General features: G+C 49.9%; 26 protein-coding genes. 15 read left to right on the top strand and 11 right to left on the bottom strand.

What is annotated here, in order from left to right; genetic code table 11:
* Positions 1–15: 15 nt before the first annotated feature.
* The 6 genes from mscS (K6Q96_RS02420) to tkt form a co-directional block, all read right to left on the bottom strand.
* Complete coding sequence (gene mscS / locus K6Q96_RS02420; RefSeq protein ID WP_251877523.1) at positions 16–849, bottom strand: small-conductance mechanosensitive channel MscS; 834 nt, start codon at positions 847–849, stop codon at positions 16–18.
* A gap of 246 nt (positions 850–1,095) precedes the next feature.
* Positions 1,096–1,992: a small-conductance mechanosensitive channel MscS gene (gene mscS / locus K6Q96_RS02415; RefSeq protein ID WP_251877521.1), complete on the bottom strand. Its 897-nt coding sequence runs from the start codon at positions 1,990–1,992 to the stop codon at positions 1,096–1,098.
* 357 nt (positions 1,993–2,349) lie between these two features.
* Complete coding sequence (gene fbaA, locus K6Q96_RS02410; RefSeq protein ID WP_251877519.1) at positions 2,350–3,426, bottom strand: class II fructose-bisphosphate aldolase; 1,077 nt, start codon at positions 3,424–3,426, stop codon at positions 2,350–2,352.
* Between the two features lie 221 nt (positions 3,427–3,647).
* Positions 3,648–4,811 carry a phosphoglycerate kinase gene (locus K6Q96_RS02405; protein WP_251877517.1) on the bottom strand — a complete coding sequence of 388 codons (1,164 nt, stop codon included), beginning with the start codon at positions 4,809–4,811 and terminating at the stop codon, positions 3,648–3,650.
* 71 nt (positions 4,812–4,882) lie between these two features.
* The gene (epd, locus tag K6Q96_RS02400) at positions 4,883–5,911 is read right to left on the bottom strand and encodes an erythrose-4-phosphate dehydrogenase (RefSeq protein ID WP_251877515.1); all 1,029 of its coding nucleotides are present in this window, start codon (positions 5,909–5,911) and stop codon (positions 4,883–4,885) included.
* Positions 5,912–6,081: 170 nt separating this feature from the next.
* Positions 6,082–8,079, bottom strand: a complete 1,998-nt coding sequence (gene tkt / locus K6Q96_RS02395; RefSeq protein WP_251877513.1) for a transketolase — start codon at positions 8,077–8,079, stop codon at positions 6,082–6,084.
* 386 nt (positions 8,080–8,465) lie between these two features.
* On the opposite strand from tkt, the gene metK reads away from it, so the two are divergent.
* The 7 genes from metK (at position 8,466) to ruvX (ending at position 13,931) form a co-directional block, all read left to right on the top strand.
* Positions 8,466–9,620: a methionine adenosyltransferase gene (gene metK, locus K6Q96_RS02390; RefSeq protein ID WP_251877511.1), complete on the top strand. Its 1,155-nt coding sequence runs from the start codon at positions 8,466–8,468 to the stop codon at positions 9,618–9,620.
* An 89-nt stretch (positions 9,621–9,709) separates the two neighbouring features.
* A complete protein-coding gene (locus tag K6Q96_RS02385; protein ID WP_251877509.1) occupies positions 9,710–10,201 on the top strand; it encodes a SprT family zinc-dependent metalloprotease in 492 nt (163 codons plus the stop codon).
* Between the two features lie 114 nt (positions 10,202–10,315).
* The gene (locus K6Q96_RS02380) at positions 10,316–11,023 is read left to right on the top strand and encodes an endonuclease (RefSeq protein WP_251877507.1); all 708 of its coding nucleotides are present in this window, start codon (positions 10,316–10,318) and stop codon (positions 11,021–11,023) included.
* Positions 11,024–11,107: 84 nt separating this feature from the next.
* Positions 11,108–11,839 (top strand): 16S rRNA (uracil(1498)-N(3))-methyltransferase, encoded by a 732-nt coding sequence (gene rsmE / locus K6Q96_RS02375; protein ID WP_251877505.1) that lies wholly within the window; start codon positions 11,108–11,110, stop codon positions 11,837–11,839.
* Positions 11,840–11,868: 29 nt separating this feature from the next.
* Positions 11,869–12,816 carry a glutathione synthase gene (gene gshB, locus K6Q96_RS02370; protein ID WP_251877503.1) on the top strand — a complete coding sequence of 316 codons (948 nt, stop codon included), beginning with the start codon at positions 11,869–11,871 and terminating at the stop codon, positions 12,814–12,816.
* Positions 12,817–12,926: 110 nt separating this feature from the next.
* Positions 12,927–13,490, top strand: a complete 564-nt coding sequence (locus tag K6Q96_RS02365; RefSeq protein ID WP_251877501.1) for a YqgE/AlgH family protein — start codon at positions 12,927–12,929, stop codon at positions 13,488–13,490.
* Positions 13,491–13,499: 9 nt separating this feature from the next.
* Positions 13,500–13,931: a Holliday junction resolvase RuvX gene (gene ruvX, locus K6Q96_RS02360; protein ID WP_062666139.1), complete on the top strand. Its 432-nt coding sequence runs from the start codon at positions 13,500–13,502 to the stop codon at positions 13,929–13,931.
* 49 nt (positions 13,932–13,980) lie between these two features.
* Here the strand turns inward: ruvX and K6Q96_RS02355 are convergent, their stop codons facing one another.
* Together K6Q96_RS02355 and K6Q96_RS02350 are read right to left on the bottom strand one after the other, a co-directional pair.
* Positions 13,981–15,090 carry a PilT/PilU family type 4a pilus ATPase gene (locus K6Q96_RS02355; RefSeq protein ID WP_251877499.1) on the bottom strand — a complete coding sequence of 370 codons (1,110 nt, stop codon included), beginning with the start codon at positions 15,088–15,090 and terminating at the stop codon, positions 13,981–13,983.
* 2 nt (positions 15,091–15,092) lie between these two features.
* Positions 15,093–16,130: a type IV pilus twitching motility protein PilT gene (locus K6Q96_RS02350; protein WP_251877497.1), complete on the bottom strand. Its 1,038-nt coding sequence runs from the start codon at positions 16,128–16,130 to the stop codon at positions 15,093–15,095.
* A 26-nt stretch (positions 16,131–16,156) separates the two neighbouring features.
* Between K6Q96_RS02350 and K6Q96_RS02345 the strand changes: the two genes are divergently transcribed.
* The 8 genes from K6Q96_RS02345 to K6Q96_RS02310 all read left to right on the top strand — a co-directional run bounded on the left by K6Q96_RS02345 (position 16,157) and on the right by K6Q96_RS02310 (position 22,979).
* The gene (locus K6Q96_RS02345) at positions 16,157–16,861 is read left to right on the top strand and encodes a YggS family pyridoxal phosphate-dependent enzyme (RefSeq protein ID WP_251877495.1); all 705 of its coding nucleotides are present in this window, start codon (positions 16,157–16,159) and stop codon (positions 16,859–16,861) included.
* Between the two features lie 46 nt (positions 16,862–16,907).
* Positions 16,908–17,726, top strand: a complete 819-nt coding sequence (proC, locus tag K6Q96_RS02340; protein ID WP_251877493.1) for a pyrroline-5-carboxylate reductase — start codon at positions 16,908–16,910, stop codon at positions 17,724–17,726.
* 9 nt (positions 17,727–17,735) lie between these two features.
* Positions 17,736–18,302 (top strand): YggT family protein, encoded by a 567-nt coding sequence (locus tag K6Q96_RS02335; RefSeq protein WP_002537485.1) that lies wholly within the window; start codon positions 17,736–17,738, stop codon positions 18,300–18,302.
* Between the two features lie 3 nt (positions 18,303–18,305).
* Positions 18,306–18,617 (top strand): DUF167 family protein YggU, encoded by a 312-nt coding sequence (gene yggU / locus K6Q96_RS02330; protein ID WP_251877491.1) that lies wholly within the window; start codon positions 18,306–18,308, stop codon positions 18,615–18,617.
* Positions 18,618–18,690: 73 nt separating this feature from the next.
* Positions 18,691–19,125 (top strand): DUF4426 domain-containing protein, encoded by a 435-nt coding sequence (locus K6Q96_RS02325; protein ID WP_251877489.1) that lies wholly within the window; start codon positions 18,691–18,693, stop codon positions 19,123–19,125.
* 88 nt (positions 19,126–19,213) lie between these two features.
* Complete coding sequence (locus K6Q96_RS02320) at positions 19,214–19,813, top strand: XTP/dITP diphosphatase (protein ID WP_251877487.1); 600 nt, start codon at positions 19,214–19,216, stop codon at positions 19,811–19,813.
* A 6-nt stretch (positions 19,814–19,819) separates the two neighbouring features.
* On the top strand, positions 19,820–20,971 hold the full coding sequence (hemW, locus tag K6Q96_RS02315) for a radical SAM family heme chaperone HemW (RefSeq protein WP_251877485.1): 1,152 nt from the start codon (positions 19,820–19,822) through the stop codon (positions 20,969–20,971).
* 52 nt (positions 20,972–21,023) lie between these two features.
* The gene (locus K6Q96_RS02310) at positions 21,024–22,979 is read left to right on the top strand and encodes a DUF3857 domain-containing transglutaminase family protein (RefSeq protein ID WP_251877483.1); all 1,956 of its coding nucleotides are present in this window, start codon (positions 21,024–21,026) and stop codon (positions 22,977–22,979) included.
* 63 nt (positions 22,980–23,042) lie between these two features.
* Here the strand turns inward: K6Q96_RS02310 and K6Q96_RS02305 are convergent, their stop codons facing one another.
* From K6Q96_RS02305 to trmB, 3 genes are all read right to left on the bottom strand, one after another.
* Positions 23,043–23,804: a DUF2884 family protein gene (locus K6Q96_RS02305; protein WP_251877481.1), complete on the bottom strand. Its 762-nt coding sequence runs from the start codon at positions 23,802–23,804 to the stop codon at positions 23,043–23,045.
* 85 nt (positions 23,805–23,889) lie between these two features.
* Positions 23,890–24,810 (bottom strand): glutaminase B, encoded by a 921-nt coding sequence (gene glsB / locus K6Q96_RS02300; RefSeq protein ID WP_251877479.1) that lies wholly within the window; start codon positions 24,808–24,810, stop codon positions 23,890–23,892.
* A gap of 96 nt (positions 24,811–24,906) precedes the next feature.
* Positions 24,907–25,623 carry a tRNA (guanosine(46)-N7)-methyltransferase TrmB gene (trmB, locus tag K6Q96_RS02295; protein WP_251877477.1) on the bottom strand — a complete coding sequence of 239 codons (717 nt, stop codon included), beginning with the start codon at positions 25,621–25,623 and terminating at the stop codon, positions 24,907–24,909.
* Positions 25,624–25,722: the final 99 nt, after the last annotated feature.

The following is a 25,722-nucleotide window of genomic DNA, read 5'->3' as shown; positions in this document are numbered from 1 at the left end:
CAGTCTCAGAGAGAATTAACCGTCGACTTTATTCAGGTGCACATCCATTTGTGGGAATGGAATTTCGATGCCTTCTGCATCCAGCGCTTCTTTCATCGCTTGCAGCAGGTCAAAGTAAACTGCCCAATAATCTGCAGTACGAACCCAAGGACGTACTACTAAGTTCACTGAAGAGTCAGCCAACTCAACCACACCGATTGTTGGCTCTGGGGTGGTCAGCAAACGGGTTTCTTTCGCCAGTACGTCTGCCAGTACCTGCTTGGTTTTTTGCAGATCAGCACTGTAAGACACACCTACGACATAATCGATACGACGGGTGTCATGCTTAGAGTAGTTAGTGATCGGGCTTGAAATGATTGCACCGTTTGGTACTACAACCATTTTGTTGTCAGGTGTTTTCAGAACCGTAGAGAAGATCTGGATAGAATCTACAGAACCGGAAACGCCAGCGACTTCTACATAATCACCGGACTTGAATGGGCGGAATGCAACAATCAGTACACCAGCCGCGAAGTTAGAAAGTGAACCTTGCAGTGCGAGGCCAACCGCCAGACCGGCCGCACCGATAACCGCAACCACAGAAGCCGTTTGCACACCTAGGCGACCCAACGCCGCAATGAGAACGATAACGAACAGTAGGTAACGAACAAAAGTATGCATGAAGTCGACAACAGCATCGTCGAGTTCTTTCTTGCGCATGACTTTAGCAACACCATTGGCAATCGCTTTCACGATCCAGTTACCAATGATGAGAATGAGGAGAGCAGAGATGATATTGACACCATATTGAAGCAGCAGATCCTGATTGCCGTTGAACCAGTTCATGGCTTCGTTAGTAGCATTTTCCATTGCGATTTCCTTGGTATAGTTATGCCGTGTTTAGCTTTTTCCTAGGGTTCCACAGGACGGTACAACAAATTCCTGACGAAACTGCTCGGATAAAATCAGAGCAGAGTTTACAGTTTAAGCAGCAACAGAAAGTGTCTCAAATTTAAAACGAAAACACTGTTTTTTTGGTGTATTCACGAGACCATATGCATAAAAAAAACCCGTCGTCAGACGGGATTTCAGGATTAAGTTTGAGCAGCAAGGCGTTTAAGCAACATGCTTTTCTTCTTCTGGAGCAGCAGCTTTTGCCATTGCTGCGTGGTAGTGAACGTCCATTTGCGGAAATGGAATTTCAATACCTTCTTTATCCAGACCTTCTTTGATGGCCTGCATCAGGTCAAAGTAGGTTGACCAGTAATCTTCTGTTTTTACCCATGGGCGCACAACGAAGTTTACTGAAGAGTCCATCAGCGCATGAACACCGATAGTTGGCTCTGGATCTTTCAATACACGCTCGTCCGCTTTCACCATACGGGTCAGTACTTCTTTGGTCTGTTGCAGATCAGCCTTATAAGACACACCAATGATAAAATCGATACGACGGGTCGCATGACGTGAGTAGTTGGTGATTGGGCTCGAAATTACTGTGCCGTTAGGAACCACTACCATTTTGTTGTCTGGGGTCGTCAGTACCGTAGAGAAGATCTGGATAGACGCTACAGAACCAGCTACACCACCCACTTCTACATAATCACCGGATTTGAACGGACGGAAAGTCACAATCAGCACACCCGCGGCGAAGTTCGACAGTGAACCTTGCAGTGCCAGACCAATAGCCAGACCCGCCGCACCAATAACCGCAACGATAGACGCAGTTTCAACACCGACACGACCCAATGCCGCAATCAGCACAATCGCGAACATCACATAGCGAACCATGTTCTCGATAAAGTCGACAACCGTTTGGTCCAGATCGCGTTTCTTCAGTACTGCAGCGACAGAGCCTGCCACTTTCTTCACGACCCAGTTACCGATGAACAGGATAAGCAGTGCCGTCACAACGTTCACTGCGTATTGGATCATCAACTCTTGGTTGGAGGCCAACCAGTTCATCGCTTCAGTTGCTGTTTGTTCAACAGACTCAACAGCGTTTTGCTCAGTCATTTACATCTCTCACAAAGGCTAATACCAATCGTAGTAAATACCTGCTCATCCTAGCTTGTTAAAATACTCGATAACTGTGTTGAAAAATTTGATTGTAGAATAACGACTTATCGACATTTTCCGCCTTGTTCTCGAGCATTTTCCCTGCGCTATTTCTGATCACCTACCTACTGTGATCGGTATAAAAAAACCAAACCACCTCAAGACGTTAAAAGCCAATCTTCGGCTTTCTATCTCTTGAGGTGGCTAGGGAGGATGGCCACTATCAATCAGGTTGAATAACAGCCATAAAAAAACCCGCTAAATTTAGCGGGTTTCATTACGATTTGTAATTAAATTTTTTAAATAAAACTTAAATTACAGTACGTCGATCGCGTTAAGATCTTTGAACGCTTGCTCAAGACGCGCAACCATACCTTCTTGACCAGCACGCAGCCATACGCGTGGATCGTAGTATTTCTTGTTAGGTGCGTCTTCGCCAGTTGGGTTACCGATTTGACCTTGCAGGTAATCGTGGTTTTTCGCTTCGTACTGACGGATACCATTCCAAGTCGCCCACTGAGTATCAGTGTCGATGTTCATTTTGATAACACCGTAAGAGATAGACTCTTCGATTTCTGCTTGAGAAGAACCAGAACCACCGTGGAATACGAAGTTCAGCGCGTTAGGTGCAATACCGAATTTCTCTGCACAGTATGCTTGAGAATCACGCAGGATGGTTGGAGTCAGAACAACGTTACCTGGCTTGTAAACGCCGTGTACGTTACCGAAAGACGCAGCGATAGTGAAACGGTGACTGATAGCGTTCAGTTTCTCGTATGCGTAAGCAACGTCTTCTGGAGAAGTGTAAAGCTCAGACGCATCCATATCAGAGTTGTCTACGCCGTCTTCTTCACCACCAGTACACCCCAGTTCGATTTCCAGAGTCATGTTCATCTTTTCCATGCGAGCCAGGTACTCGGCACAGATTTCGATGTTTTCTTCCAGAGATTCTTCTGACAGGTCAATCATGTGAGAAGAGAACAGTGGTTTACCAGTTGCAGCAAAGTGCTCTTCACCTGCAGCCAGCAGGCCGTCAATCCATGGCAGCAGTTTCTTAGCTGCGTGGTCAGTGTGCAGGATAACTGGCACACCGTAAGATTCAGCGATAGCGTGAACGTATTTAGCACCCGCTACTGCACCTTTGATTTGTGATTCCTGACCTTCCAGCTTCAGGCCTTTACCAGCGAAGAACGCAGCGCCGCCGTTAGAGAACTGAACAACAACTGGTGCTTTAACTTTCGCAGCTGCTTCCAGTACTGAGTTGATAGAGTCAGTGTTTACTACGTTTACCGCTGGAAGAGCGAACTTGTGCTCTTTAGCAATTTCAAACACTTTCTGAACGTCGTCACCAGAGATAACGCCAGGTTTTACGAAATCAAAAACTTTAGACATAACAATAGTCCTATTTACTCTGTTGTCTTGAGTGAAATCCTATCCAAGCCGGTGTTTCCTACCGACTTGTTTCAATTCGGCAAACGTTTGCGAACAGTGCTGCGCATTGTACCCAAACGTGATTCTAAACACATTATTTTTTGCATTTGGATATGCATTCTATTGATTACAAAATTATCAAAGATGCATAAAAAAACGGGGGCAATCCCCCCCGTTCGTCATTACGCTTTAGCGCGAGTTTCCAGCATTTCTACTGCAGGCAGTACTTTACCTTCAACGAACTCAAGGAATGCGCCGCCACCGGTAGAGATGTAAGAAACGTCAGCTTTGATACCGAACTGGTCGATAGCTGCCAGCGTGTCACCACCACCTGCAACAGAGAAACCTTCAGAAGCAGCAATCGCTTCAGAGATACCTTTAGTACCTGCTTCGAAGTTCTTGAACTCGAATACGCCTACTGGGCCGTTCCAAAGAATGGTTTTTGCATTCTTCAAGATTTCAGCCAGCGCTTGTGTTGAGTCTGGACCCAGGTCGAAGATCATGTCGTCGTCCTGAACTTCAGAAACATGCTTGATTTCTGCTTCTGCGTTCTCGTCGAATGCTTTTGCACATGCAACGTCAGTCGCTACTGGAATCGCACAGTCATCCATCAGCTTCTTAGCAGTCTCAACCAGGTCAGCTTCGTACAGAGACTTACCTACGTTGTGGCCTGCTGCTGCGATGAAGGTGTTTGCGATACCACCACCAACAACCAGTTGGTCAGCGATTTTAGACAGAGATTCCAGAACAGTCAGTTTGGTAGACACTTTAGAACCACCAACGATTGCCACCATTGGGCGCGCTGGGTTGTCCATTGCTTTGCCCAGTGCTTCCAGTTCGTTTGCCAGCAGAGGACCGGCACATGCGATTGGAGCGAACACACCAACACCGTAGGTTGATGCTTGTGCACGGTGAGCAGTACCGAACGCGTCCATCACGAATACGTCACACAGTGCAGCGTATTTCTTAGACAGTTCGTCTTCGTTTTTCTTCTCGCCTTTGTTGAAACGTACGTTTTCCAGAACAACCAGCTCACCTGCGTTCAGCTCCAGGCCGTCCAGGTAGTCTTTTGCCAGTTTAACGTCACAATCCAGTGCGTCGTTCAGGTAGTTAACAACAGGCTGCAGAGAGAATTCTTCAGCGTACTCGCCTTCGGTCGGACGACCCAGGTGAGAAGTAACCATCACTTTCGCGCCAGCTTCCAGGCAGTGTTTGATGGTTGGCAGAGACGCCAGAATACGCGCGTCAGAAGTCACTTTACCGTCTTTTACTGGTACGTTCAGATCGGCACGGATAAATACGCGTTTGCCAGCCAGATCCAGATCGGTCATTTTGATTACAGACATTTTCGTCCTCTCTCTAAGTTGCAAAAATCAAAAAATTTGCTGTGGCTTTCTTCACTTCGGAAAGCCGTGGCTCAAGCCTTCGAGCCACTGGTAACTGTTGCCATGGCCAACGCCGTATCGAGCATGCGGTTAGCAAATCCCCATTCGTTGTCGCACCACACCAACATCTTTATCAGATGATGATTACTAACTCGTGTCTGCGAGCCATCCACAATGGCGCTGTGGGGATCATGGTTAAAGTCTATCGAGACAAGTGGCGCCTCGGTATAGTCGACGATGCCGTTCAATGTACACCGAGCGGCCTCCTCGAGTGATTGATTTACGTCATTAACTTTCACTTTTGTGTGAACAGTAACACTCAAATCCATTGCTGTGACGTTAATTGTTGGCACTCTAACCGAAATCGCTTCAAATTTGTCAGAAAATTTCGGAAAGATTCTTCCAATTCCTAAATGTAATTTAGTGTCGACCGGAATAATAGACTGACTGGCAGCGCGTGTGCGTCGCAGATCTGGGTGATAAGCGTCAATCACTTGCTGGTCATTCATGGAAGAGTGAATCGTGGTGATGGTGCCTGACTCAATCCCAAACTGCTCATCCAATACCTTAATTACAGGCACTATACAGTTGGTGGTACAGGAACCATTGGAAACAATACGATCCGTCGGTTTGAGGGTTTCGTCATTCACACCAAAGATGATGGTGTTATCCAGATCGTTACTGCCTGGATGGGAGAACAGCACTTTCTTAGCACCGGCGTCCAAATGCGCCTGACCATGTTCGCGGTTGCCAAACACACCCGTACAATCGAGCACGATGTCGATGTCCAGATCTCGCCAAGGGAGTAGATTGATGTCACTAAGGTGCAGGATGCGGATTTTGTCGTCGCCAACAAACAGGGACTCCTGACTGTTGGTCACTTTCTTAAAAAAGCGGCCATGACTGGAGTCATACTGAAGCAGATGCGCCATGGCATCAGGCTCAGCTAATTCGTTCACCGCAACCACTTCTATCTGGTCACGTTTGTCACTTTCATACAGCGCGCGGAGCACGCTACGGCCAATGCGGCCAAATCCATTAATTGCGACGCGTAATGCCATATCCCTGCTGTTCTGTGTCGTTAATGAAATGCGGCTGACAGTCTATCTCAAGCACGTGAATTTCGCACGCAGAATGTGACTGGTCTCTCATCAATGTTTCTTAAGGATTGGATAAAGAACTGGAAAGAAAAAACCCGCCAGTTGGCGGGTTTTCAGTATTGACTGGGTACTTACGCCAGCAGTTCTTTTGCTGTCTCAACCACATTTTCAGTGGTGAAGCCGAACATCTTGAACAGCTCACCTGCCGGTGCAGATTCACCGAAGGTGTGCATGCCGATGATGCGACCGTCAAAGCCCACGTACTTGTACCAGAAATCCGCGATGCCCGCTTCGATAGCCACACGTGCCGTCACGTCTGATGGCAGTACCGATTCACGGTAAGCCGCATCTTGCTTGTCGAATACGTCAGTCGATGGGATTGAAACCACACGAACATTGAAGCCCTGCGCTGACAGTTCAGTGCTTGCTTCAACCGCCAATTCAACCTCTGAGCCGGTCGCAATCAGAATAAGCTCAGGAGTGCCAATGCAATCTTTCAGGATGTAACCACCCTTAGCGATGTTTGCCACTTGCTCCGCTGAACGCTCTTGCTGTGCCAAATTCTGACGCGAGAAAATCAGCGAGCTTGGGCCGTCTTTACGCTCAATCGCCAGTTTCCACGCTACCGCAGATTCCACCTGGTCACATGGACGCCATGTGCTCATGTTTGGCGTGAGACGCAGAGACGCGATTTGCTCAACAGGTTGGTGCGTTGGGCCATCTTCACCCAGACCGATAGAATCGTGGGTGTAAACCTGGATGTTCTGCACTTTCATCAGTGCTGCCATACGCATCGCGTTACGCGCGTATTCCATGAACATCAGGAAGGTCGCACCGTATGGGACGAAACCACCGTGCAGCGCGATACCGTTGATGATGGCGGTCATACCAAACTCGCGCACACCGTAGTGGATGTAGTTGCCAGATGCATCTTCGCCGGTCAGGGCTTTTGAGCCAGACCACATGGTCAGGTTTGAAGGCGCCAGGTCAGCTGAGCCACCCATGAATTCAGGCAACATTGCACCGAAGGCTTCCAGTGCATTTTGAGATGCTTTGCGTGACGCAATGTTTGCTGGGTTGGCTTGCAGGTCGGCAATGATTTGGTTGGCTTTCGCTTCCCACTCAGCAGGCAAGTCACCGTTTACACGGCGTTTGAATTCTGCCGCCAGCTCAGGGTGTGCAGCTTCGTACGCAGCCAGTTTCTCATTCCAAGCCGCTTCTTTTGCTGCGCCTGCTTCTTTCGCGTCCCACTGACCGTAAACGTCAGCTGGGATTTCAAACGCAGGGTGTTCCCAACCCAGGAACTCACGTGCTGCTTTGATCTCGTCTGCGCCCAGAGGAGCACCGTGGCAGTCGTGAGAGCCTGCTTTGTTTGGTGAACCGAAACCGATGATGGTTTTGGTACAAATCAGGGTAGGACGGCCAGTTTCTGCTTTCGCCGCTTCAATGGCTGCATTGATCGCGTCAGCGTCGTGACCGTCAACGGCTGGGATAACGTGCCAGCCATAAGATTCGAAACGCTTGGGTGTGTCGTCAGTGAACCAGCCTTCAACGTGACCGTCGATAGAGATGCCGTTGTCATCCCAGAACGCGATCAGTTTACCTAGGCCCAGCGTACCTGCCAGCGAACATGCTTCGTGAGAGATACCTTCCATCAGACAGCCGTCACCCAGGAACGCATAGGTGTTGTGGTCGACGATGTCGTGGCCTTCACGGTTGAACTGAGCGGCCAGTGCTTTTTCCGCAATCGCCATACCGACAGCATTGGTGATCCCCTGACCCAGCGGGCCCGTAGTGGTCTCGACGCCTGGCGCGTAGCCGTACTCAGGGTGGCCTGGGGTTTTCGAGTGCAGTTGACGGAAGTTTTTCAGATCATCGATAGACAGCTCGTAACCGGTCAGGTGCAGTAAAGAGTAAATCAGCATAGAGCCGTGACCGTTTGACAGCACGAAGCGGTCGCGGTCTGTCCACTCAGGGTTTTGTGGGTTGTGGTTCATGTGGTCACGCCACAGGACTTCGGCGATATCTGCCATGCCCATTGGGGCACCTGGGTGACCAGAGTTAGCTTGTTGTACACCGTCCATGCTGAGGGCACGGATCGCGTTTGCTAAAACCTTGCGAGAAGACATGTCTGCTCCTGAGATCATTAGAGGTTTTGAGTTATAGGCAATCCGGCACAATACTTGTTAAAAAAGCGGCCAGATTGCTGAATTCGGCGGGCGAGTATTGTCGCAAGAGTCCGGCAGCTCTGCAAACGTTTTACATGGCTGATTTTAAGGGATTCTGCCTGTTCAGAACGCGAAAGTTCCGCATCTATTTGTAACTACACCAATACGGACGCAATCGTTTACTTATTTACGCGGACTATTTGTGAGGTTGATTTATGCGGTTTGCTGCGTAGAATAGACGTCCAGATGGCAAAGCATCTATACCTTTATACGGTCAGACGACTAAAGATGCATTTGCAAACAGATATTCGGTATCAACCAAACTTTATTATTGCTAGGGAAAAGACATGGCTAAACACCTGTTTACTTCTGAGTCAGTATCAGAAGGTCATCCAGACAAAATCGCAGACCAGATTTCAGACGCCGTTCTTGACGCGATTCTGGAGCAGGATCCAAAAGCACGCGTAGCCTGTGAGACTTACGTTAAAACCGGCATGGTGATGGTGGGTGGTGAAATCACAACCTCAGCATGGGTTGATATCGAAGAACTGACCCGCGAAACCGTTCGCGAAATCGGCTACGTTCACTCTGACATGGGTTTCGACGCAGATTCTTGTGCGATTCTAAACACCATCGGTAAGCAGTCTCCTGACATCAACCAAGGTGTTGATAAAACTGACCCTAAAGAACAAGGCGCAGGCGACCAAGGCATCATGTTCGGTTACGCATGTAACGAAACTGATGTATTGATGCCGGCACCAATCACTTACTCTCACCGTTTGGTTCAACGTCAAGCGGAAGTTCGCAAGAACGGTACGCTGCCTTGGCTGCGTCCGGATGCAAAATCTCAGGTCACCTTCCAATACGACCAAGGTAAGATTGTTGGCATCGATGCGGTTGTTCTGTCTACCCAGCACTGTGACAGCATCTCTACACCAGACCTGCGCGAAGCGGTAATGGAAGAGATCATCAAGCCAGTACTGCCTGCAGAGTGGCTGAACAAAGACACCAACTTCTTCATCAACCCAACTGGCCGTTTCGTTATCGGTGGCCCAATGGGTGACTGTGGTCTGACGGGTCGTAAGATCATCGTTGATACCTACGGCGGTGCAGCACGTCACGGTGGCGGTGCATTCTCAGGTAAAGACCCATCAAAAGTTGACCGCTCTGCAGCTTATGCAGCGCGCTATGTCGCGAAGAACATCGTTGCTGCAGGCATGGCTGACCGTTGTGAAATCCAACTGTCTTACGCCATTGGTGTCGCGGATCCAACGTCTATCATGGTTGAAACCTTCGGTACTGAGAAAGTGTCTCACGACATCATTATCGAAGCAGTTCGTCAGCACTTCGACCTGCGCCCTTACGGCCTTCAGGAAATGCTGAACCTACTACAACCTATCTACAAGAAGACAGCCGCTTACGGTCACTTCGGTCGTGAAGAGTTCCCTTGGGAAAAGACCGACAAAGTGGCAGCACTGCGCGATTTCGCTCAAATCAAGTAATCGCAATCTGAATACGAAAGGGAAGCTCAGGCTTCCCTTTTTTGTTTCTGTTCCCTACCCTGTCGGCTCTTGAATCTAAACTGCCGAATATGAACGAACTCCACTATCGTCTTACCCAACGCGTCAGCGAATGCATCACTCTGGCTAACAAACAGCTTGGGAGTGAATTTGCTGTGCCTGCAATCCGGTTTGACATTCGTGGGAAAACGGCAGGAATGGCATTGCTTCAACGCTGGCAACTCAGGTTTAACCCGCTATTGTTGGAAGAAAACATCCAAGCGTTTTTTGACGAAGTGGTGCCGCATGAAATCAGTCACTTGATTGTATATGCCCGCTTTGGAAAAGTGCGGCCGCACGGAAAAGAGTGGCAGGCGGTGATGTCACAGGTTTTTGGTGTGGCACCAAAAACTACCCACAGCTTTGATGTCAGTTCTGTTCAGGGTAAAACGTTTACCTATCAATGCGGTTGTGACCATATCGAGCTCTCTATTCGTCGTCACAACAAAGTTCAGCGCGAACAGGTTCAATATGTTTGCCGCCGCTGTAAACAGCCTCTTGTCTTCACCCCATCTCTCACATAAGCAACTTTTCTCTTATCAATAAACTCTTCAATTAACACTAATTTGATGCGATTTAGCTCTCAATAGTCTGTAATAATCAAACTACACAATTCCAACACCGAGCGCTAAATACACATGAGAAAATTTCTGATGCTGCTTTCGGCACTGCTGATCTCTTCGATCACAACAGCAGCCGAGCATCCGCAATCCTTCAGTAAAGCCAAACGCATCGCGCAAAAAATCTATCAGGACTACCCCACTTCGTTTTACTGCGGCTGTGACATTGAATGGCAGGGCAAGAAGGGCGTGCCTGATTTTTCTGAGTGTGGTTATCAAGTCCGTAAACAGGAAAAGCGTGCCAGTCGCATTGAATGGGAGCATGTGGTGCCTGCATGGCAATTTGGCCATCAGCGCCAATGTTGGCAAGACGGTGGACGCAAGAACTGCACCCGCAATGACGTGGCTTTCAAATTGATGGAGGCTGACTTGCACAATCTGGTTCCTGCCATTGGCGAAGTCAACGGTGACCGATCGAACTTCCGATTCTCACAATGGAATGGCAACGACGGGGCTTTCTATGGCCAGTGCGCAGCCAAAGTGGATTTCAAGCAACGCGTGTTTGAGCCGCCAGCACAAAGTCGCGGTGCCATTGCACGTACGTACAAGTACATGAACCAGCAATATGATTTTCGTCTGGCATCGGCTCAGAAAAAGCTGATGGATGCCTGGGACAAAACCTACCCAGTCAACGAGTGGGAGTGTGAGCGCGACCGCCGCATTGCCCGCGAGCAAGGTAATCATAATCCGTTCGTGCAAGCTTCCTGTGAAAAGGCCGGTCTCTGATACTTCAGGGAGTGCGCAACACTACAGCCAATAGGCAGCAGCGTGATACACTGCTGCCTATTGTTATCCAGTCATGAAAACACCATGCGTATCCCAAGAATTTTCCATCCTGAATCCTTGCCTGACACTGGCCGCATTGCCCTGAGCGATGACGCTGCCAATCACGTTGGCCGTGTGCTTCGTATGCAGGTAGGTCAGGAAGTGTTGTTATTTGATGGTCACGGCGCAGAGTTCCCTGCCGTGATTGCTGAATCAGGTAAAAAATCTGTCAAGGTTGATATTGTTGAGCGTGTTGAACGCAGCATCGAATCACCGCTGGATTTGCACTTGGGCCAGGTCATCAGCCGCGGCGACAAAATGGAGTTCACTATTCAAAAATCAGTAGAGCTTGGCGTCAATGTTATTACTCCACTGATCTCTGAACGTTGTGGTGTCAAACTCAATGCAGATCGCTTCGACAAGAAACTGCATCAATGGCAGAAAATAGCGATTGCAGCCTGCGAGCAATGCGGGCGCAATGTGGTGCCAGAGATTCGCCCTGTGATGTCGCTGGATGATTGGATGCAAGAGACATTCGACGGGCTGAAATTGAACCTTCATCCACGCGCAAAATACTCAATCAATACCCTACCCGAGCCAGTTAGCCGTGTGCGTTTGCTGATTGGCCCTGAAGGCGGTCTGTCATCAGAAGAAATTGAACGAACCCGTGAATTCGGGTTTGAGGAAACATTATTGGGGCCACGTGTTCTGCGCACTGAAACCGCAGCACTGACGGCAATCACTGCCCTGCAGGTTCGCTTTGGCGATCTGGGTTAAAGGCGACCTCGGTTAATAAGGATAAATTAATGATCAAACTGGGCGTAGTGATGGATCCAATCGAGTCCATCAACATCAAAAAAGACTCCTCCTTTGCCATGATGCTGGAAGCGCAAAAGCGCGGCTGGGAAATTCATTACATGCAAATGAATGACCTGTCTTTAGAGCAAGGCAAAGCGCTGGCGCGCACCAAAATTGTCACGCTGGAAGAAAACCCGGAGAAATGGTTCGAGGTGGTCAGCGAACAGGAAATCGCGCTGGCCGATCTCGACGCTGTGTTGATGCGTAAAGACCCGCCGTTTGATACCGAATACATCTACGCGACTTACATTCTAGAGCGCGCGGAAGTGGAAGGCTGTCTTATCGTCAACAAACCGCAGAGCCTGCGTGACTGTAACGAAAAACTGTTCACTGCCTGGTTCCCAGAGCACACGCCAATCACGCTGGTGACCCGTCGTGCAGACCAAATCAAAGCGTTCCAGGAAAAACACGGCGACGTGATCCTGAAACCTTTGGATGGCATGGGCGGCTCGTCTATCTTCCGCGTGAAGCAAGGCGATCCTAACCTATCTGTGATCATCGAAACCCTAACGGGCCTTGGCAACAACTACTGCATGGCGCAGACGTTCGTGCCAGACATCAGCAATGGCGACAAACGCATTTTGGTGGTAGATGGTGAGCCGATGCCTTATTGTCTGGCACGTATTCCAGCCAAAGGCGAAACCCGTGGCAATCTGGCAGCAGGTGGTCGAGGTGAAGCACGCCCACTCAGCGATACTGACTGGGCAATTGCCCATGCAGTGGCACCAACGCTGAAAGAGAAAGGCCTGATCTTCGTGGGTCTTGACATCATTGGTGATAAGCTGACCGAAATTAACGTGACCAGCCCGACGTGTATCCGTGAAATTGAAGCCGCATTTGATATCAATATTAGTGGCAAATTAATGGATGCCATCGAAGTTCGCCTGCAAAAATAACCGCACGGCAAACCGGGCGAAAATGCTCGCCCGGATCTGACATTCTGCAGCTTACTGCTCATAATGAAAGTAGGCTCATACGCAATGAAGGGCGCAATGTGGAAGACACAGTGAATTTAAAAAATCATTTCTTGGTCGCAATGCCCAGCATGGCTGATGAACGCTTCCAGCACAGTGTCGTTTATATGTGCGAACACAATGAAGATGGTGCCATGGGGCTGGTGATCAACCAACCCATCAATATCTCCATTGCCAACATGCTGGATCAAATCGAGGTGGAGCGTGAACAGGATGTCACCCATCCGGTGAGCCTTGACCAACCGGTGTTATTTGGTGGCCCTGTCTCGGAAGATCGCGGTTTTGTCCTGCACAAGAATCCGAAACTTTTCGGCTCAAGTGTTCAGCTGTCTGATGAGCTAACCGTAACGACATCCAAAGACATTCTTTGTACCCTTGGCACTAACGAAGAGCCAGACCAGTTTATTGTCGCGCTCGGCTACGCGGGTTGGGATGCAGGTCAACTTGAACAGGAATTGGCAGAAAACAGTTGGCTGACCATAGAAGCGGATCCCAAAGTCATTTTCGATACTCCCATCAACGAGCGCTGGGAAAAAGCTCTCAAACAAATGGGCATAGACGCCTTGAACCTGTCCACAGACGTTGGACACGCATAAGAGTTTTCCATGAGTAACATTCAAACAGTGCTGGGCTTTGATTACGGCACAAAAAGCATCGGTGTGGCCATCGGTCAGGCTATTACCGGCACCGCCCGTCCGCTCAAAGCTCTCAAAGCAAAAGACGGCATCCCTAGCTGGGAAAACATTGAAGCCATTTTGAAAGAATGGACACCGGACCTGGTCGTGGTGGGTTTACCCTTGGATTTACACGGCGGCGAATTGGAAGCCATTACGCCTCGCGCCCGTAAATTTGCCAACCGTCTGAAAGGCCGTTTTGGCGTGAATGTTGAATTGCATGACGAACGTCTGACAACGACAGAAGCACGCTCTTCCCTTTTCGAATACGGCGGCTATAAAGCGCTGGGCAAAGGGGAGATCGATAGCCAGTCAGCGGTCATCATTGTTGAGAGCTGGTTTGAAAACCAATACGGTGAATAAAAGAAAAGCGCCCTGAGGCGCTTTTCTTTTGTCTGTGAACGACAACTTTTTACTGCCCCTCAATGCTGACATTCGCCAGCGAAAGTCCGCCAGATGACTGCTCGGCCATTTTCATCATGAGTTTGAGATCATTTCGCGAGTCTGCGTGGTGGAGTGCTTCGGCTTTAGAAACCTTACCCGCCTGAAACAACTCAAACAGGGATTGGTCAAAGGTACACATTCCCGCGTTCTTGCCTTTACGGATCGTTTCTTTCAGCTCATGCAGTTCACCACGGCGAATCAGATCCGACACATGGGAAGTATTGAGCAGAAGCTCGTATACGCCATGACGTCCGATACCACTGACGTCTGGCACCAGTTGCTGGGCCAGAATACCGCGAAGGTTGAGCGACAAATCAAACAGGAATTGTTCGCGACGCTCTTTCGGTACCAAATGAAGCACCCTTTCCAGTGCCTGATTGGCATTGTTGGCGTGTAAGGTTGCGATACAAAGGTGACCGGTTTCAGCAAACTGCATGGCATATTCCATAGTTTCCTGGGTTCGGATTTCACCAATCATGATCATATCCGGCGCCTGACGCAGTGAGTTTTTCAACGCCACTTCGTAGCTGTCCGTATCAATACCAATTTCACGCTGGGTCACGATGCATTTGTCATGCGGATGGATAAACTCAATCGGGTCTTCCACTGTCAGAATATGGCCGCTGCGATGACGGTTGCGGAACCCCACCATCGCTGCCATTGAGGTTGATTTACCCGAACCTGTCGCACCAACAATCAGTACCAGACCACGCTTGGCAATAGACAAATCCTGAATCACATCCGGCAAACCCAGTGAGTAAATATCAGGGATTTTAGTTTCAATGCGGCGAATAACCATACCTGGCAAATCACGCTGCCAAAACGCACTGACTCGGAAGCGTCCATTTTCAGTCACCAAGGCAAAATTCGCTTCACGGTCGGCATAAAACTTCTGCTCGGTTTCGGTATCCATGGCCTCAGCAACCAGCGCTTTGACATTTTCCAGGTCGAGCTTTCCGCCCACAGGTTTTAAGCTGCCATCGACACGCAACATACAAGGGGCATCGACCGTGATGTAACAATCCGATGCCTTCTGCGCCAGCATCTTATCCATAAGCTCCTGGAGCGTGTTCTGCATGATTAGAAGCCCATCCCTGCGTTATCTAATGCTTTGGTTGCTTCGGCAGTATCCACCAGCCCCTGCATGGTGAGGTTACGAAGCGACTGTTCCATCGTCAGCATGCCAAGGCCTGATCCGGTTTGGATCATCGAATACATCTGGGCAATCTTGTCTTCACGGATAAGGTTTCGGATAGCAGGTGTCGCAATCATCACCTCATGGGCAGCAATACGGCCGCCGGAAATCTGCTTCATCAGTTTTTGCGAAACCACCGCACGCAGCGATTCAGAAAGCATGGAACGCACCATCGGCTTATCCGCACCTGGAAAAACATCAATAATGCGGTCGATGGTTTTTGCTGCGCTGGAAGTGTGCAACGTACCAAATACCAAGTGACCAGTTTCTGCTGCCGTCAGTGCAAGGCTAATGGTTTCCTTGTCACGAAGCTCACCAACCAGAATCACATCCGGGTCTTCACGCAGTGCCGAGCGTAGCGCATTGTTGAAGGAGTGGGTATCGCGATGCACTTCACGCTGGTTGATCAGACAGTTTTTCTGTTCGTGAACAAATTCAATCGGGTCTTCGATGGTCAATACGTGACGATGCTGACTGCTGTTAATTTTGTCTATCATCGCCGCCAGCGTGGTCGACTTACCTGAGCCTGTCGGCCCGGTGACCAGTACCAAACCTTTCTGATATTCGGTAAATTGTTGGAACACTGCTGGTGCGTTAATCGCATCAAGTGTCGGAATTTTCGAAGGAATGCTACGGAACACCGCAGCACAACCACGGGATTGATGAAACGCATTCACACGGAAACGCCCGACAGACGCCAGCTCAAAAGAAAAATCGACTTCGAGGTTCTGTTCAAACTCTCGCTGCTGGGCATCGTTCATGATATCGAAGATAAGACGATGCACCGCATTGTGGTCTAACGGAGGCAGGCTAAGCTTGCGGACATCACCATCTACGCGGACCATTGGGGGAACCCCAGCTGAAAGATGTAGATCTGAAGCGTTATGCTTTACACTAAAGTCCAGTAATTCAGTAATATCCATTAACTCGTTTCCTCGCAGAATCTAACATGTGTAGTATCAAACAAAACCTAGAACAGGTCACCAGCCAAATAGACAGTGCCGCACAAAAATGCGGGAGAGACGCCTCTGGCGTGCAATTGCTCGCTGTCAGCAAAACCAAACCGATTGAAGCCATCGCAGACGCCGTGGAAGCAGGTCACACCCTGTTTGGTGAAAACTATGTGCAGGAGGGTGTCGAAAAAATCACCCATTTCAGCACGATTCACCCCAATCTTGAATGGCACTTTATTGGCCCTATCCAGTCCAATAAAACCCGGCCGATTGCCGAGCACTTCGATTGGGTTCATTCGATTGACCGCAGCAAGATTGCGCAACGCCTGAGCGATCAGCGTCCTGATGAATTAGCACCACTTCAAGTGCTGATTCAGGTGAACACCAGCGGTGAGGTCTCTAAATCCGGCACCGGGTTTGAAGAAGTGAAAACGCTGGCAGATGAAATCGATGCATTACCAAACCTGACGCTTCGCGGCCTGATGTGCATTCCGCAGCCGGAAGACGATCACCAGAAACAGCTTGAAGCCTTCGCGCCGCTGTCTGCGCTGTTTGAAGAAATGAAAGCAGGTCGCCCGCAATTTGATACCCTGTCGATGGGTATGAGTGGCGACATGGATGCAGCGATTGCTTCCGGCAGCACCATGGTGCGAATCGGCACCGCGATTTTCGGTGCGCGTGATTATAGCAACCGCAAATAACCAATTAATCTAGGGTCTGTTGACCTTCTCAAAGGAGATATCATTGATGGAACAACGTACAGTCGCTTTTATCGGTGCCGGCAACATGGCTCGCTCAATCATCGCCGGCCTACTTGAGTCAGGTTATCCTGCTCAAAAACTCATTGCTGTCGATAGAAGCCCTGAAGTCAGTGCGAAACACAGAGAAACTTACGGCATCATCGCCAACGAAGATGCAGTTGCCAGCGCAAAGCAAGCCGACGTAGTTGTTCTGGCTGTAAAGCCTCAAGATATGGAAACACTGCTCCAAAATATGGAAGGTGTAGATTGGTCGAGCAAACTCGTGATTTCAATTGCTGCTGGCATTTCCAGTGCTCGCCTCAGTGAAATGGCAGGCTCACAACTTAAACTGGTTCGCGTGATGCCGAACACACCTTCACTAGTTAGTGAGGGTATGAGCGGCCTTTATGCGCCAGACTTCGTTAGTGATGTAGACAAGTTGTTCGCAGGACAACTGATGAAAGCTGTAGGCGAAATTTGCTGGGTTTCAGAAGAATCTGGAATTAACGCTGTTATCGCGGCTGCGGGCAGTGCACCTGCGTATTTTTTCCTGTTCATGGAAGCAATGCAGGCGGAAGCTGAGCGACAAGGCTTTGACAAGGAAACAGCTCGCTTATTAGTGCAACAGTCTGCACTGGGCGCGGCTAAAATGGTGGTTGCCAACCCAGACATTGAACTGGCAACCTTAAGAGAACAAGTCACGTCCAAAGGCGGCACCACCGCTGAGGCACTGAACGTATTTAATAACAAACAACTCACGGAAACGGTCTCTGAAGCCATGCAGGCTGCAGTGCGCCGCGCCGAAGAGATGGAATCGCTATTTTAGGGCTAACTTATGAACTCGATGAATTTTCTCGTTTCAACACTGTTCGATCTTTACATCATGGTGGTGTTGCTTCGGGTCTGGTTGCAATGGGCACGTGCCGACTTCTATAACCCTTTCAGCCAATTTGTGGTGAAAGCCACCCAGCCAGTGGTCTCCCCACTGCGCCGCATCATTCCTTCCATCGGAAGTTTGGATTTAGCGACCGTACTTTTTGCTTACCTACTGTGTGTGGCGAAATTCTTCACGTTGCAACTGGTGGGTTCAGGTACCTTGGTATTTGATTCCAGCTACTTGCTGATTGGTTTGGTCGCGCTGGTGAAAGCCGCAGGTGGCCTGCTGTTCTGGGTACTGATCCTTCGCGCGATTCTGAGCTGGGTAAGCCAAGGCCGAAGCCCAATTGAATATGTGATGGTGCAGCTCACTGAGCCACTGGTCGCGCCCATTCGCCGCGTGATCCCACCGCTGGGCGGTCTGGACCTCAGCATCCTGTTCCTGTTCATTGCGCTGCAGTTCCTGAACTTCTTTATCGGCGATCTGCTGAGCCCATACTTCGGAAACTTGTGGTTCGTGCTGTAAACCATGACCGCACCACGCCCTGCCTGGCTGGATAACGATGACCTTATATTAAGGCTTTACATCCAGCCCAAGGCCAGCAGGGACCAATGGATGGGGCAACACGGCGAGGAAATTAAACTCGCCATCACTGCCCCGCCTGTTGATGGCAAAGCCAACGCCCACCTCACCAAATTCCTGTCGAAACAGTTCAAGGTGGCCAAAGGCCAGATTGATATCGAAAAAGGTGAGCTTGGCAGACACAAGCAAGTTCGCATTCACAGCCCTTCGCTTTGTCCCGATGTCATCAGTGATCTGATCCCCGCACTCAAGCAGTAATTAAAAGGTGCGTCCTTTCCTGAACTACGCAGCACATGGACGCACTGGTTCCACCAGACAAGGATACTCGGTCATGACACGTTTCTTTCTCGCTCTAATCAGCGCCCTGATGCTGCTATCTCCGTTCGCACATGCAGGCCAGTCCAAAGACATCGGCACGCTGGAAATACACTACTCAGCCTTTAACTCCACGTTTATCACCCCAAAAGTTGCCAAGGCCTATGGCTTGAAACGCAGTGGTGTGAATGCCATCTTGAACATCGCCATTTTAGACAAAGCACAGGCAGGAAAACCGGCACTCACGGCAACACTGACTGGCGAAGCGCGTAATCTTCTAGGCAACAAAAAACCACTGACCTTCCGCGAAGTACGCGAAGGCGATGCGATTTATTATCTGGCTGAACTTCGGTTTGCCAACGAAGAGAATTACGCCTTCACTATTGATATCAGCGCAGAAGGAAACCGCAGCGGAAAACTGACCTTTAACCAGACGTTTTACGCTGACTGAACCCTGCCTATTCAGGTATCATGGCGCCCCATTGAGGCGCCTTTTTTTGGTTTTCGATATAAGGCCGCCCCCAAATCAGGAGAGAACAATGAGCAAAGTGGTTCTGGCAACAGGTAATGCTGGCAAAGTCAAAGAGATGGCTGATCTATTACAGGACTTCGGTCTGGAAGTGTTTGCACAAAGCGAATTCGCAGTAAAAGATGCCGACGAAACCGGCACCACCTTCATTGAAAACGCCATCATTAAAGCGCGCCATGCAGCAAAAGAAACTGGCCTGCCAGCAATTGCTGATGACTCCGGCCTGGAAGTGGATTACCTCAACGGTGCACCGGGCGTTTACAGCGCACGTTATGCTGGTGAAGGAAAAGGCGATCAGGCGAATCTGGAAAAGCTGCTGGAAAACATGGCGGACGCACCGGATGACAAACGCACAGCACGTTTCCACTGTGTGTTGGTTTACATGCGCCATGCCAACGATCCAACACCATTGGTTTGCCACGGCAAATTCGAAGGCACCATCGCACGTGAAGCGTCTGGCTCGCACGGCTTTGGTTACGATCCAGTGTTCTACGTCGAAGAACATGGCTGCACGCTGGCAAACATTGAGCCAGCGGTGAAGAAGCAAATCTCCCACCGAGGTCAGGCGCTGAAGAAGCTGTTTGCTGCCATGAACGAAGAGAAGAAGTAATCCCCGATGGCGGTTCACATTCCCCTGAGCCTTTATGTTCACATCCCTTGGTGTGTGCAAAAGTGCCCGTACTGCGATTTTAATTCCCACACGCTCAAGGGCGAGGTGCCAGAGCGTGACTACATTGACGCCCTGCTGGATGATTTAAGAAAAGACCTCAACCGATTTAAAGGCGTGAGTGGCCGAGAGCTGCATTCCATCTTCATTGGTGGCGGTACACCGAGCCTGATGTCGCCAGAGGAAATTACTCGCTTACTACAGGGCATCGAAGCGCAGATCCCGTTTGATCATGACATTGAAATCACCATGGAAGCCAACCCCGGCACCGTGGAAGCCGACAAGTTCGTCGCTTACCGAAAAGCCGGTGTGAACCGCATATCGATTGGCGTGCAGAGCTTTGATAACCAAAAGCTTGCACGTCTTGGCCGCATTCATGGTGCAGACGAAGCCAAACGTGCTGCCAATTTGGCGCATGAAGCTGGGCTGAACAGCTTTAACCTCGATCTAATGCATGGTCTTCCTGATCAAACACTCGAAGGCGCGCTGGATGATCTGAAACAGGCAATTGAGCTCAATCCGCCGCACCTTTCCTGGTATCAGCTCACCATCGAGCCAAACACTCAGTATTACTCCAAGCCACCCACACTGCCGGACGATGATGACCTTTGGGATATCTTCGAACAGGGCCACAAACTGCTGTCTGATGCCGGTTATGTTCAGTACGAAACCTCAGGTTACAGCAAGCCGGGATTCCAGTGCCGTCACAACCTGAACTACTGGCGTTTTGGTGACTATCTGGGCATCGGTTGTGGCGCTCATGGCAAAATTACCCTGGAAGACAATACGGTACAACGCACAGTAAAAGTGAAACATCCTCGCGGATATCTCGATCCTGAGAAAGACTACCTCAGCGAATTGCATATAGTGGAAGCAGATGAACTGCCGTTCGAGTTCTTCATGAACCGATTCCGACTGGTGGAGTCCTGCCCGAAAGCCGATTATCCGGCAAGAACCGGCTTGGCACTCGTTACCGTCGAAACGCCGCTTCGACATGCGATTGAGGAAGGCTTGCTGGCTGAGACTGACACCCACTGGCAAGTGACAGAGAAAGGGCGATTGTTCCTGAACGATCTACTTGCAGGTTTCATCAACGAGTAGGCAGCAATGCGACGCTGCCTTTTGTTCTCGAAAGCAAAGGACAGCGTTGTAGATGAAGAAGTATCTGATTGCCCTTGGCGTGATGGCGAGCTTTCCCACTCTCGCACTCACGCAACAAAATGACTTATATACCGCTCTGCCCGATTGGGTAGAGCCTATTTCCCAAATCCCCGAACTCGGCGATAGCGCCCACTACTACGATCAGCAATTTTTGCTCGTGGACAGACAACTAAATCTTGTCGTACCTGACCCCGTCGAATATAAACGCTACACCAGCAAAGTGGTCTCGATTGAAGGAGTAGAGTCCGGGTCCCAGATCTCGATCGATTTCGATCCGTCCTATCAAAAAGTCGCAATCCATCGCCTCGAACTGGTGCGGGACGGTAAAGTACTGGATCGAAAAGACACCGCTCAGATCGACCGTTTCAAACGGGAAGTGGATCTGGACTCACTGCTCTATAACGGCGATGAAACGCTGCATATCGTGCTTGATGATGTCCAGATGGGTGATGTGATTGATGTCAGCTACACCATTACCGGCTTCAATCCCGTGTTTGGTGAGCGCCGTGAGTGGTACATCAAAACCGGCTGGGCAAGCACAGTGGCGCTGGTGAATGCACGTATTCTGGCCCCTACAGACAGCGGTATTTCCGTGACCAATCTCGACGGAAAAGGGCAAGGAGATTTCCGCCAAACCCGCGAAGATGGAATCATCACCTTCGCCTACCGTCAAGCCAACGGCCTGTATGACTTCGACGAGCCAGAGCAGCCACGCTGGTATAACCCATACCCTTATCTTCATGTTTCGAGCTACACAGGATGGAAAGATGTAGTGAGCTGGGCACTGCCGCTTTATGAGGCTGCACCGGATGACGAGGAAGTGCAGGCGCTGGTGCAAGACATTCAACAAACTTATCCTGATTCGACAGAGAAGCAGGCCGTTGCCGCCATTCACTTCGTGCAGAACAACATCCGCTACCTCGGCATTGAAAATGGTATTGGCTCGCACAAGCCGCGCCCACCTTCACAAATCATTTCCCAAGGCTATGGCGATTGCAAAGACAAAGCCCTGCTGCTGGTGTCTATGCTGGAAGCCATGGGGATTGAGGCCTATCCGGCGTTAGTCGACACCTTCTGGCGCGAACAGCTGCCACATCAGCCTGCTGCCCCTTTCAGTTTCAACCATGTCATCGTAGCACTAAAAAAGGACGGCGAATGGATTTGGGTTGATGCCACCCGTACTCATCAGGGAAACCGACTCGACACCCTCGCCCAGTCAAGACTCGGGTATGGCCTTATCCTCATGCCTGACAGTGATGACCTTACTCAGATGTCGCCAAAGGAGGTCCCTGTTACTCAGGACATCGAGCAGCGCTATGTGGTCAATCATGCCAACGCGCAGAGCTATCTGGCGGTAAAAACCACCTATCGAGGACTGGAAGCCGAGCGATGGCGTCGTTACCTTGAATCCAAACCGCTTCGCGAGCTTGGAGAGGAATATGCCAACTACTATGCAGGCTTCTTCAGTGGTCTCGATTTTCTTCGTCCGTTGTCTATCAGCGATGATAAAGATCTGAACGAGCTGACACTCAACGAAGCGTACGTGATTGAAGATCTCTGGTCGAAAAGCGATGACACCTATTCGTTCCTGATCTCCGGTGATATTGTTGATGATTATCTCACCAAACCGGATCTGATCCGTCGAAAAACCCCATTCCGCTTCGGCACCGACGGCGCTGTGCGTCAGAAAATAAAGCTGAGTCTTCCTGAGAACTGGAACATAGAGCAATCCGAAAGCACAGTGAATAATCCGTTTTTTGAATTTAAAAGCTCACTGAAGACCGTGGCCGAACCCGGAGACGTTTTGCTGGATAAAACCTATGTGGAAGCGGATTACTACTACCGAGCCAAAACCCGCCACGTTGAAGCCAAAGAGCTTCGCCAGTATATGAGACATGTGGATGACGCTTGGCAAAACGTGGATTACGAGTTTACCTACAGACCTTAAAAAGACAGACAGCAGAAACAAAAAACAGCGCGGAAATCCGCGCTGTTTTCTATCATGTTTTCACTATCGAACAGTGACAGTTTTCCAACCTTTCAGCGCAGGAATAAGTTCAGAAATCTCTGATTCCCGGTCTTGCCAGACACCAAGACGAGAACAAAGCTCCTGTCTGACGCCCACGGTGCGATTGCGCTGCACGCGGACTTCATTGGCGAGCTTATCCTGAAGCGTTGCCATCTTCTTGGAGATAAATTCCATGCGATTATTCTGGCCAGCGCTCAATGCAGCAATGTCCATCAAGCCACGGCTCGAAACGGTGGCAATTAACTGCGGCAGGCTTGATTCCAGTTCGCGTACTGTGTGGGTTAGCGCTCTGTGGTTAAGCTGTGGCGAATGATCCTCAGCGTAAAACGAGGCACTGACACTGCGCTGCAGATGCTGATGGAATTGACCAAACTCACCACGAAGGCTGCTTTGCTCGCCAAGTTCTGCGGCCAATACGCCATCAAGCGCCCGCCAGGAGGTTTGTAGCTCATCAGCCAGCGATTTACTGATAAACGGTAAATCAGCACGCACTCTCTCGCTATAAGCGGTGAGAGAAGCCTTCTGCGCATCATTCAGACTAACGCGGTGCACGTCGACATAAAGGTTGCCATTGGGCTCAATGCGGAACCTATTATTGTTCTGCTCGATAAGGATACTGTTGGACTTGATTTCAATATCGCCATGCAGCTCTGGACGACAGCTCTCTGCAGCAGCGAAAAACGGCAGCGTTGCCATTAAAAAGCAAGATACTTTCAGCATATTTGTCAGACTCACAATTCCCATAAATCTTCTCCGCATCTCTGGCTTAGACGGTGTAACCGGATTTTTAAGTCACACCTATCCAAGCACTAGAGTCTGACCAAAGACCCTAGAAGATTGAACGGCCGATGCGCTCTGCCAGCAGTTCTAGTGCTGCTGTACCCGCGAGGGAGTTGCCTGATGGATCCAACTCTGGTGACCAAACGGCGATAGACATTTCGCCCGGCACGATTGCAATGATCCCACCACCGACGCCGGACTTACCCGGCATGCCAACACGGTAAGCAAACTCCCCTGCGCCATCGTACAAACCGCAGGTGGCGAGAAGCGCATTCACCTGCTTACTCTGAGTCTGGCTGACAATTGTTTTTTCTGCGCCTAAAGGAAGTCCCTTATTTGCCAGATAGTTAAATGTCTTTGCCAGATCCACACAGCTCATACGAAGCGCGCAATAATGAAAGTAGTTAGCCAGTACCGGCATCACATCGTTGTCGAAGTTGCCGAAAGCACGCATCAGATAAGCGATTGAGGCATTGCGATCGCTGTGATCCATTTCAGAAGATGCGACCACTTTGTCGTAGCAAAGATGTTCGTTACCGGAAAGGTGACGAACGAACTCCAGCATGCGCTGGCGCGGAGCTGAAAGGCGGCTGTGTAACATGTCACACACCACCAAAGCGCCTGCATTGATGAACGGATTCCGTGGAATTCCATGCTCCATTTCAAGCTGGATCATAGAATTGAATGCCTGACCAGAAGGCTCTTTACCCACCCGCTGCCAGATCTCCTCTGGCTGGTAATTTTGCAGGGCCAGCGTGAGACTGAGCACCTTGGAAATAGACTGGATTGAAAAGGCTTCATCAGCGTCACCAGCGGTGATAATTTCGCCGTCGTTGCAGCACACTGCGATGCCCAATTTAGAAGATGGCACTTTTTTCAGAGCCGGAATATAGTCGGCGACTTTGCCCTGTCCGATCAGCGGACGAACTTCTTCCAGGATACCGCTCAAAAGCTCTGGGTTGGGTTTCATTGCTATCTCCAGTGGTCAAAAAAGCCAACACTAGGTTGGCTTTAGGCGTTGCGAAACTTTACATAGTCGTGTCGCAAGAATGGTATGAGTTTTTTATTAATCGACGCGGGCGTACTTCATGTCCCAAACGCCATGGCCAAGACGGTGGCCGCGCGCTTCGAATTTAGTCAGTGGACGCTCTTCAGGGCGTGGAATGTAAGGGCCATCTACCGCTGTGTTTTTGTAGCCCGGTGCTACATCCATCACTTCAACCATATGTTCAGCATAGTTTTCCCAGTCTGTCGCCATGTGGAAAATACCACCGATTTTCAGCTTGTCACGAAGCATTTGAACAAATGCTGGCTGAACAATGCGTCGCTTATGGTGACGCGCTTTGTGCCATGGGTCTGGGAAGAAAAGCTGAACGGTTTCAAGGCTAGCCACAGGCAGCATGTGCTCGAACACTTCAACCGCGTCGTGACACATCACTCGCAGGTTAGTAATATCTGCGTCGCGCGCTGCCATCAAACATGCGCCAACACCTGGGCTGTGTACTTCAATACCGATGAAGTTTTTCTCCGGTGCATTCTTTGCCATTTCAACCAAAGATGCGCCCATGCCAAAACCAATTTCCAGCACGACTGGGTTGTCATTACCGAACACTTCAGTCCAATTGAGTTGCTTCACTTCGAAGTCGATCCCCATGGTCGGCCAGCAATCGTTCATTGCCTGCTCCTGACCTTTGGTCAAACGCCCTTCGCGACGTACAAAGCTTCTGATCTTACGAATAACTTTGCCGTCTTCGTTCAATTCGGTTTTGATGACTTCTGCCATGGTGTTATGCCTGCAACTCAATAATGAAGAAAAGTTAAGCGGATCGCGCATTATCCAAAGATTGCGCCTCGGTGCAAGTCTTGAACGCTTGCCGTACAA

It is taken from the genome of Grimontia kaedaensis, assembly GCF_023746615.1.
In the GTDB taxonomy this organism is placed as follows: domain Bacteria; phylum Pseudomonadota; class Gammaproteobacteria; order Enterobacterales; family Vibrionaceae; genus Enterovibrio; species Enterovibrio kaedaensis.
This window is presented reverse-complemented; position numbering and strand designations above follow the sequence as displayed.

What these genes read in the sequence shown, in the direction of transcription:
- fbaA (WP_251877519.1), bottom strand. Translation starts at nt 3,426, where the DNA reads ATGTCTAAAGTTTTTGATTTCGTAAAACCTGGCGTTATCTCTGGTGAC.
- metK (WP_251877511.1), top strand. Translation starts at nt 8,466, where the DNA reads ATGGCTAAACACCTGTTTACTTCTGAGTCAGTATCAGAAGGTCATCCA.
- K6Q96_RS02310 (WP_251877483.1), top strand. Translation starts at nt 21,024, where the DNA reads ATGAAGAAGTATCTGATTGCCCTTGGCGTGATGGCGAGCTTTCCCACT.
- K6Q96_RS02305 (WP_251877481.1), bottom strand. Translation starts at nt 23,804, where the DNA reads ATGGGAATTGTGAGTCTGACAAATATGCTGAAAGTATCTTGCTTTTTA.
- K6Q96_RS02345 (WP_251877495.1), top strand. Translation starts at nt 16,157, where the DNA reads ATGTGTAGTATCAAACAAAACCTAGAACAGGTCACCAGCCAAATAGAC.
- gshB (WP_251877503.1), top strand. Translation starts at nt 11,869, where the DNA reads ATGATCAAACTGGGCGTAGTGATGGATCCAATCGAGTCCATCAACATC.
- K6Q96_RS02325 (WP_251877489.1), top strand. Translation starts at nt 18,691, where the DNA reads ATGACACGTTTCTTTCTCGCTCTAATCAGCGCCCTGATGCTGCTATCT.
- ruvX (WP_062666139.1), top strand. Translation starts at nt 13,500, where the DNA reads ATGAGTAACATTCAAACAGTGCTGGGCTTTGATTACGGCACAAAAAGC.
- trmB (WP_251877477.1), bottom strand. Translation starts at nt 25,623, where the DNA reads ATGGCAGAAGTCATCAAAACCGAATTGAACGAAGACGGCAAAGTTATT.
- yggU (WP_251877491.1), top strand. Translation starts at nt 18,306, where the DNA reads ATGACCGCACCACGCCCTGCCTGGCTGGATAACGATGACCTTATATTA.
- rsmE (WP_251877505.1), top strand. Translation starts at nt 11,108, where the DNA reads ATGCGTATCCCAAGAATTTTCCATCCTGAATCCTTGCCTGACACTGGC.
- hemW (WP_251877485.1), top strand. Translation starts at nt 19,820, where the DNA reads ATGGCGGTTCACATTCCCCTGAGCCTTTATGTTCACATCCCTTGGTGT.
- K6Q96_RS02355 (WP_251877499.1), bottom strand. Translation starts at nt 15,090, where the DNA reads ATGCAGAACACGCTCCAGGAGCTTATGGATAAGATGCTGGCGCAGAAG.
- mscS (WP_251877523.1), bottom strand. Translation starts at nt 849, where the DNA reads ATGGAAAATGCTACTAACGAAGCCATGAACTGGTTCAACGGCAATCAG.
- K6Q96_RS02405 (WP_251877517.1), bottom strand. Translation starts at nt 4,811, where the DNA reads ATGTCTGTAATCAAAATGACCGATCTGGATCTGGCTGGCAAACGCGTA.
- K6Q96_RS02385 (WP_251877509.1), top strand. Translation starts at nt 9,710, where the DNA reads ATGAACGAACTCCACTATCGTCTTACCCAACGCGTCAGCGAATGCATC.
- K6Q96_RS02335 (WP_002537485.1), top strand. Translation starts at nt 17,736, where the DNA reads ATGAACTCGATGAATTTTCTCGTTTCAACACTGTTCGATCTTTACATC.
- epd (WP_251877515.1), bottom strand. Translation starts at nt 5,911, where the DNA reads ATGGCATTACGCGTCGCAATTAATGGATTTGGCCGCATTGGCCGTAGC.
- K6Q96_RS02380 (WP_251877507.1), top strand. Translation starts at nt 10,316, where the DNA reads ATGAGAAAATTTCTGATGCTGCTTTCGGCACTGCTGATCTCTTCGATC.
- glsB (WP_251877479.1), bottom strand. Translation starts at nt 24,810, where the DNA reads ATGAAACCCAACCCAGAGCTTTTGAGCGGTATCCTGGAAGAAGTTCGT.
- tkt (WP_251877513.1), bottom strand. Translation starts at nt 8,079, where the DNA reads ATGTCTTCTCGCAAGGTTTTAGCAAACGCGATCCGTGCCCTCAGCATG.
- mscS (WP_251877521.1), bottom strand. Translation starts at nt 1,992, where the DNA reads ATGACTGAGCAAAACGCTGTTGAGTCTGTTGAACAAACAGCAACTGAA.
- K6Q96_RS02350 (WP_251877497.1), bottom strand. Translation starts at nt 16,130, where the DNA reads ATGGATATTACTGAATTACTGGACTTTAGTGTAAAGCATAACGCTTCA.
- proC (WP_251877493.1), top strand. Translation starts at nt 16,908, where the DNA reads ATGGAACAACGTACAGTCGCTTTTATCGGTGCCGGCAACATGGCTCGC.
- K6Q96_RS02320 (WP_251877487.1), top strand. Translation starts at nt 19,214, where the DNA reads ATGAGCAAAGTGGTTCTGGCAACAGGTAATGCTGGCAAAGTCAAAGAG.